The 6,914-nt window shown below is 60.9% G+C and carries 7 protein-coding genes; 1 reads left to right on the top strand and 6 read right to left on the bottom strand.

The features are described from left to right. Positions 1-452 precede the first annotated feature (452 nt). From BN1056_RS04750 to BN1056_RS04725, 6 genes are all read right to left on the bottom strand, one after another. Complete coding sequence (locus BN1056_RS04750) at positions 453-731, bottom strand: type II toxin-antitoxin system RelE/ParE family toxin (protein WP_210579481.1); 279 nt, start codon at positions 729-731, stop codon at positions 453-455. Continuing rightward, positions 724-1,014 (bottom strand): type II toxin-antitoxin system RelB/DinJ family antitoxin, encoded by a 291-nt coding sequence (locus BN1056_RS04745; RefSeq protein ID WP_210579479.1) that lies wholly within the window; start codon positions 1,012-1,014, stop codon positions 724-726. Before BN1056_RS04745 ends, BN1056_RS04750 begins: the two co-directional genes overlap by 8 nt. Before the next feature lie 96 nt (positions 1,015-1,110). Beyond that, complete coding sequence (locus BN1056_RS04740; RefSeq protein WP_210579477.1) at positions 1,111-1,335, bottom strand: hypothetical protein; 225 nt, start codon at positions 1,333-1,335, stop codon at positions 1,111-1,113. A 138-nt stretch (positions 1,336-1,473) separates the two neighbouring features. Further along, the gene (locus BN1056_RS15045; RefSeq protein ID WP_425306102.1) at positions 1,474-1,971 is read right to left on the bottom strand and encodes an ImmA/IrrE family metallo-endopeptidase; all 498 of its coding nucleotides are present in this window, start codon (positions 1,969-1,971) and stop codon (positions 1,474-1,476) included. 298 nt (positions 1,972-2,269) lie between these two features. Next, positions 2,270-2,533, bottom strand: a complete 264-nt coding sequence (locus BN1056_RS04730) for a type II toxin-antitoxin system RelE family toxin (RefSeq protein WP_210579474.1) — start codon at positions 2,531-2,533, stop codon at positions 2,270-2,272. Then, on the bottom strand, positions 2,530-2,790 hold the full coding sequence (locus BN1056_RS04725; protein WP_244671504.1) for a type II toxin-antitoxin system Phd/YefM family antitoxin: 261 nt from the start codon (positions 2,788-2,790) through the stop codon (positions 2,530-2,532). The genes BN1056_RS04730 and BN1056_RS04725 overlap by 4 nt, the downstream gene beginning before the upstream one ends. 654 nt (positions 2,791-3,444) lie before the next feature. Here BN1056_RS04725 and BN1056_RS04720 point away from each other — a divergent pair. Continuing rightward, positions 3,445-6,639 (top strand): DEAD/DEAH box helicase, encoded by a 3,195-nt coding sequence (locus tag BN1056_RS04720; RefSeq protein WP_210579473.1) that lies wholly within the window; start codon positions 3,445-3,447, stop codon positions 6,637-6,639. The last annotated feature ends 275 nt before the right edge of the window (positions 6,640-6,914 follow it).

The following is a 6,914-nucleotide window of genomic DNA, read 5'->3' as shown; positions in this document are numbered from 1 at the left end:
CCTAACAACCCCCTAACCAACCAACGACTTTGCCGAGCCCCTGCACCAGGTACGACAGCGTCAACATCTTCCCCCACCGGGAAGCCGTCACCCGCCGCGTCGGCGCCGTCCTGACCGAGCAGACCGACGGATGGGCAGAAGGCCGCCGCTACCTCTCCCTGTAAGGCCTACAACGCCGCCGCCAACTCAGAGGAACCCGAGCAACTCACCACCACACAACACACCTAACCCCGACCCAAGGAAGGGCTTGAACCACTACACCACCACGCAGGACTTGACCCGAACCGGACGAGTTACGACTGTCCTTCGAAGCAAGGCCGCGCACCGACAACCCGCTGATTTCGAAACCTCATGCTCCAAATACTCACGTCGCACCTACCGACACGAGCTCTTACCCGTTGCCACCAGTGGCGAGAGGCACACCGCGGCCCTCCACAACCCTTGGGGCTGCGTCAAAGGAGTTCGTCATGGCTGCCGGTGCGCGCCAGTATGAGAGTGCCGTCGGCATCGATGGTGTACAGGAGTAGCCAGTCGGCCGCGATGTGTAGGTCACGGTAGGCCGCAAGGTTGCCCGTGAGCTGGTGGTCGCGATGCCGCTTAAGCCAGTCGGTGCGCCGTTCCGCGACTGCCTGGATCGCGATCTTGAGCGCGTCCATGTTGTAGTGCTTGCGTTTGAGCCGTTTCACGTCGCGTAGGAAGGCCGGACGATAGGCGATCTCACGTTCACGCACGGTCGATGAGGTCCATCAACTCGTCGACGTCTCGGACCCTGATAGCCGGTTCCGCCTCGGCCTCGCGGATCGCAACGGCGTAGGGGGTGAGACTCGGCTGGAAGGGCAGCCTCTGGTCGTGGACGATCTGGCTGAGGAACATGTTGATCGCAGTGGGCATGTCTATGCCCATCCGGTCAAGAGTCCTCGTGGCCTGCTCCTTGAGCTGGCTGTTGGTACGGACCTGAATACGCGTGTCGAGCTCCACCATTCCCCTCCGCTTGTGAGCCTGTTGTACTGCCATGGTACTCATCCGTGAGAAGTGTGCCAAGGGATGGCACCCCACCAACGCTGCCCACAATGCTGGCGGAAGCCAGCCAGAGCGGAGTCGTTTGTTCGCTTATTCGCGGGCCATGCCGAGCACATCGCCGATCGCCTGCCACGACCGGCCGGCCTCACGCGCCGCCATCACGGACTCATCTAGTGCGTGTTCGGCAGCGCGCGCACGCACCTGCGCGACCGCGATTCGCGCGAGAGCAGGATCGTCGACCGTCACCAAAGGATCTGGTCCCTCGCCACCATTGGCGTTCTCGGCCTCGTCCAGCATCTCTTCGACAGTCCTCATGGCTCAGTCCTCCCCTGGAAACCCCATACACACGACCATGGCATGACAGCGCGAGGCCTGGTCTCACCCGTGAGAGTAACAACGTTGACCGACGAGCCCGGCGGCAAACACCAGCCCATCAGTTGGCAAGCCAGTCTGTCAGGTCTGAAGTGCCAACCTGTCATGCGACCAGATGCAGGCCGCACGCCTCGGGGACGAGTGGCGAGGGGCTGCCGGGTGCGACGGCGGCGAGTTCGCGGATTTCGGCGTCGGTGAGCCCGGCGTCGGCAAGGGCCTTCCCGACGCTCGCTGCCAGGCGGGGCGTCTCGGGGGCAACGTGTCGCTGCCGGGTTCCTGCTTACGCCACCCGCGACGCAAGAGTCGCTTATAGAAGCCCTGACGCTCCTGTGCGCTGACGGCGCCGAGGGCGTGCGCCCGCTCCATGAGAGCCTGCATGGGCACACCCCACTCCTGCTTGAGGTCAAGAAGCCTGCCGAGGGTGAGCGCACGCAACTGGGGACGTATGACGTGCTCAGGCATCAGGAACTCGGCAGCGAAGGCACTCGCCTGTGTCTCGACGTCTTCGTCCTGGTGCTGGGAGTGCATTACGAGATGGCCGAGCTCGTAGGCGCCACAGTTCAACTCAAACCCAGACACCACTGTAGAGGCGGTCCAGGTGATGAACCGTCGCACACGCCGTCTACCGACGCCGGTCCGCGCGCCAGACGCGCCCGAGGGGCACGGTGTCAAAATCGATGACAAACACCACCGGCAGCCTTCAAGAGCCAGCACGGCACCCGCATAATTCCGGCGATTCGTCCGACGAGTCCAACGCCGCCGACCCCGTTTGTCATCAATTGTGACACCGCCTGCCGCAGGCCCCTCGCCCACCGACACACGGGGCAGCGGCAAGGCACTCAGCGCACTCTCGAGCCGTAATGGCCACGACTAGTAGTTACCTGCGCCGGTAGACCTCGCGGCGGTGCCCGACGGCGAGGACCAGAACCAGCAGCACACCGTCGTCGACCTCGTAGACGATGCGGTAGTCGCCGGTGCGCACGCGCCACTCGCCCCGCCCTCCGACGAGCTTCTTCGCGCCAGAGGGGCGGGGCTCTTGTGCCAGCAGCTCAACCACCGCCTGAACGCGGAGCCGGGCTCGGCCATTCAGCTTGCGCAGCTGGCGCGCGGCGGCAGGGCTGAACTCGATCCGGTACGTCATGCCAGCCCGAGGTCCGCCTTGACCTCATCCCAGGGAATCGTGCCGTGCTCGGCGACCTCCGCGCGAGCCGCTTCGGCCGCCTTGATGTCCTCAAGGTCCTCCGCCGCCTCGGTCAGGCGCTCAAGGTCCTCCGCATCGATGACCGCCGCAACGCGACGGCCCCTGCGGGTGAGGAAGATGGGTGCATGGTGCACGCGGGCGTCATCAATGACGTCAGCGAGCCTGCTGCGTGCGGCGGAGACACTGATCTCGATCATGATGCTCAGTATGAGCAATAACGCCCAAGATGTACATCTTGCTCATATACGCTAGTCCCCGCCCATGCGCCCCTGGTACCGCTTCTCGTAGTGCGCGTCGGCCAGGTGACTCCATGTCAACCACCCGACCCCTCCAGCACTGATGAAGGCATCCAGCGCATAGCGGCCTACCAGCTCCCGCACTCGAGCGCGCCTTCATAATCGCCTTCTGAACCGCCTCAATGTCCTACTCCAGCGTGTATCCGCCGGATGCGATGCAACCCGCCCGAGCGCCGCCAGCTCGCATCAGAACCGGACCAAGTCCGACTAGCAGTCCCCGCCCCCAGCCACACTCAGCGCCAGATCGCAAGCGGTCTCACCCGGATCATGCACAGCCCCATCTCCGCACCACAGCACCAACGCCGGATCAAGGCCCCACCCATACACCCACAGCAAGCGCCGTCTCTCCCAGCAGTACCACACCGGCCACACACACCGGCGCCACGCGCCCCACCTGCACCCCCACGTCCGGATACACGCATGCTGTAGCATTCACCTTGAAGGTGTCCCTCACCCAGAACAGCAAGATCATCAACAACCCGCAGTATTCCAGGAACCACCGGCCATCTTCACTCCTCCCGACGAAGAACCGATGCGAGAGCTACGAAGCGAGTCATGACCGCTACAGTTTCTTTGAGAACCGATGAGGTCTGGGCACAGGTGAGCACCGTCGGCAAGAACATGATCCGACAGCTGCTCGTTCCGGCACATGACGGACTTGAACTGACAAATGAAGTGCCTCCGCGCATTCGCAGCCGTTACGGCGAGTGGCCCACAACACCCGATTACGTCACTCCAGCAGACGGCGAACTCCGGGCCTTAATTCCCGCCGATGGCGTCACCGACACCACAGTCACTTGGGTCGGGCAGCGGGAGCCAACACCTACAGAAGCCGTTCGCAACTCCTTCGACGGAGCGATCGGGTTCACGCCACACAGCCGCCCACACAGTCTCCGCCGCCCGCAGATCGGTGCATTACATTCGATTATTGGCTACCAATCTTCCGGCATGACCGAACCCGGGATCGTGGTCATGCCTACAGGAACAGGTAAGACCGAAACGATGCTCGCGTGGCTGGTCGCACAGCGCCCGGAACACGTACTTGTAGTGGCCCCTTCCTCCGCCCTGCGAGACCAGATCGCATCGAAGTTCGAAACTCTAGGAATTCTCCAACGAGAGGAAATCGTCCGAGCTACCGCGCTGAGGCCGCGGGTCGGGCGTGTTGCGGGACGATTCGAAAGTGAAGAGGCGGCCACAAGTTTCGTAGCCGCCTGCAACGTCGTTGTCGCAACTCCAAGCGCCATCCGCGCATCGACACCCTCCGTTCGCGCGTCATTCTTCTCCGGCTTCACCCACCTCCTGGTCGACGAGGCACACCACGCGTGCGCGCGAACATGGGCGGAGATTATCCATACCTTCGACGAGCGTCCGGTACTGCTATTCACCGCAACTCCTTACCGGCGCGATGGCCGAACACTGCCAGGGCGCATTATCTATCGATTTCCTCTCCGGGAGGCACAGCGTGAAGGGTACTTCAGCAAAATCGATTTTACTGCAGTTCTCGATCTTGATGGCGACGACGAAGCACTCGCAAACGCCGCCTTAGCCAGGCTTCGCGACGATTTACGAGCTGGCTATGAGCACCTACTGTTGGCCAGAGTCGGAACGAAACAGCGAGCCGACGAGGTCCATGCACTGTACTCCAGCCTCGCCCCTGATCTCCATCCTAAGGTTATCTACGATTCGCTACCTGCTGCCGAACGGGACGCAGCAGTCCAAGCTATGCGGGATCGATTGAGTCGGGTTATTGTCTGTGTCGACATGCTCGGAGAAGGTTTTGACCTTCCCACGCTCAAAGTCGGAGCATTTCATGACACACACCAGTCTCTCAGCCCTATGGTCCAGCTCATCGGGCGACTCGCTCGCACTTCCGCCCCGGTCCCAATCGGCAAAGCTAGCGTCTTCATTCGGCAGGAACCAAGGCATGCACTCTCGCCGCTACGGTCCCTCCTGCGTGAGGACCCCGATTGGGACAAGGTACTCAGCGACACCACGGAGCGAGCAACAGAACGCGCCGATGAGGTCAGTAGGTTCGAGGCGTCATTCGTCGATAACCCGCCCGAGGTACCAGTTGGCCTCCTCCAGCCGAAAATGAGCGCTCGCGCCTTTGCGACGACAACAGATGACTGGGATCCATTCGCCGCACGCGACGTCTACGGCGACGCGATCTTGGACGATACGATCAGCGTCAACCGCGAGAATACTATGGCATGGTTCGTGATCGAGAACGTCTCAGACCTCCGGTGGGGGAGAATCCCGTCCTTACGGACCACTGACTATACGCTGATTGCGCTCTTTCTGGACCGAGCACTGGGGCTGCTCTATGTCCATTGCTCCGATACAAGACGTGTCCTGGACGACCTGGTCAAGGCGATACTCGGCCACGAGGCAATTCCTGTCAAAGGTTACGACGCTTTCAAGGTCTTCTCCAACCTCGACCGTCTTATACCGACGAACATAGGACTCCTTGATGTCAGAGACCGCGACAAACGATTCTCCATGCACGTGGGCAGCGACGTCGAGACCGCGCTCACCGAAGCCGAACGCTCCCACAAAGCCAACACCCATATAGCAGCTAAGGCATTTCAGGAAGGGGAACGCATCACTATTGCAGCAGCGTTGTCGGGACGTTTCTGGTCAACACGGACCGCGTCAAATCTCGCCGAATGGCGATGGTGGTGCCATGAACAAGGCAGAAAACTCCGGGACTCAACCATTGACGTCCACTCCCTGTTCCGCGACATGATCATCCCTATAGACGTCAAGGAACGCCCACCTTATCCGTGCCTTGCGATCGAATGGCCCTGGAGCCTTTACCTCGGAACTGAGACCATACCCCGAATTGTTTACAATAAGCGCGACGTCTTTTTAACCGATGCCGAACTTAAGGTCGACGATTATGGAGTGGAGGGGCCGCTTCGTTTCTCCGTAGTCACGCCATCATGGAACCTTAAGTATGAGGGGCGTTTCGGAGCTTCAGGTGTTCATTATCGTGCCATGGAAGACGAAGCTATCGTGGAAGGTGGACACAGGCAGGCTGTTACGTTGTCTAAGTGGCTGAACGACCATAAGCCCACTCTTCTACTAGCCGGCGACCGGCTAATCACCAGCGATGACCGGTTATTGGAATCACGGTCCGAGCTACCACCATATCCGCGCGATCAATTGCGACCACTCAAGTGGGCCGAGAACGGCGTGGATATTAAGGTCGAATCGCAAGGCCCAGACCGGCGTAAAGACTCGATTCAAGCATTCATGGCACGCTACCTAATGGACAACCGAACCTTCGACGTTCTCATTGACGACGATAGGTCCGGCGAAGCAGCCGACCTAGTCGGGCTCAGGGTTGAGGCCGGCGACCTGCACGTCACTCTCGTACACTGCAAGTATTCGTCACAACCTGCGCCCGGGGCCCGCCTTGCAGATCTTTATGAAGTCTGCGGTCAAGCGATGCGGGGCGCACGATGGCGAGACATGGCAGCCTCGCCGCTTCTCGATCATCTCGCCCGCCGAACTACTAATTACATAAAGACCTTCAAACATTCCCCATTTGAGATAGGCGACCGTAAGACACTGCACATGATCAGGCAGAAAGCGCCTACTCTGCTTCCTCGGTTCACAACGATCATCGCGCAACCCGGCATGAGTATTGGTTCAGCGAGTGATGAACAGCTACGTCTGATTGCAGGTGCCGCGTCCTACGTACAGACGGTGACAAAGGGCGGCTTCGAGGTCTACGGATCAGCCTGAACGAACGTCTGTGCCACCGATATCTCCCACATACTTACGCGTACCGTTCCTGTCATGAGCCCAGAGTTGGTCAGAGGCGGTTGTTCAGGTTCCTCTGGCAAAGCTCCCTCAAGACCGAGCTACCCCGTTTTCCCAAGATTGTCACCACCTCTGCGGTACCCTCGCCCCTGTGAGCCGCATCTCCCGCCGGGCCCGTCGTCCGCGTCCTAACACCCCGCCCGGGGCTCGCCGCCTCACCCCCACCGCCGGGCTGAGTCCCCTTCGTCCCCTCCCCC

Origin of the sequence: Actinomyces succiniciruminis (genome assembly GCF_900002405.1) — a bacterium.
Lineage (GTDB): Bacteria > Actinomycetota > Actinomycetes > Actinomycetales > Actinomycetaceae > Actinomyces > Actinomyces succiniciruminis.
The sequence above is the reverse complement of the archived record's forward strand: the minus strand, read 5'-3'. Positions and strand labels throughout refer to the sequence as shown.

Bases quoted from the DNA above. Each gene is read 5' to 3' on its own strand.
- BN1056_RS04745 (WP_210579479.1), bottom strand. From the start codon at position 1,014: ATGGCAGTACAACAGGCTCACAAGCGGAGGGGAATGGTGGAGCTCGAC.
- BN1056_RS04740 (WP_210579477.1), bottom strand. From the start codon at position 1,335: ATGAGGACTGTCGAAGAGATGCTGGACGAGGCCGAGAACGCCAATGGT.
- BN1056_RS04730 (WP_210579474.1), bottom strand. From the start codon at position 2,533: ATGACGTACCGGATCGAGTTCAGCCCTGCCGCCGCGCGCCAGCTGCGC.
- BN1056_RS04725 (WP_244671504.1), bottom strand. From the start codon at position 2,790: ATGATCGAGATCAGTGTCTCCGCCGCACGCAGCAGGCTCGCTGACGTC.
- BN1056_RS04720 (WP_210579473.1), top strand. From the start codon at position 3,445: ATGACCGCTACAGTTTCTTTGAGAACCGATGAGGTCTGGGCACAGGTG.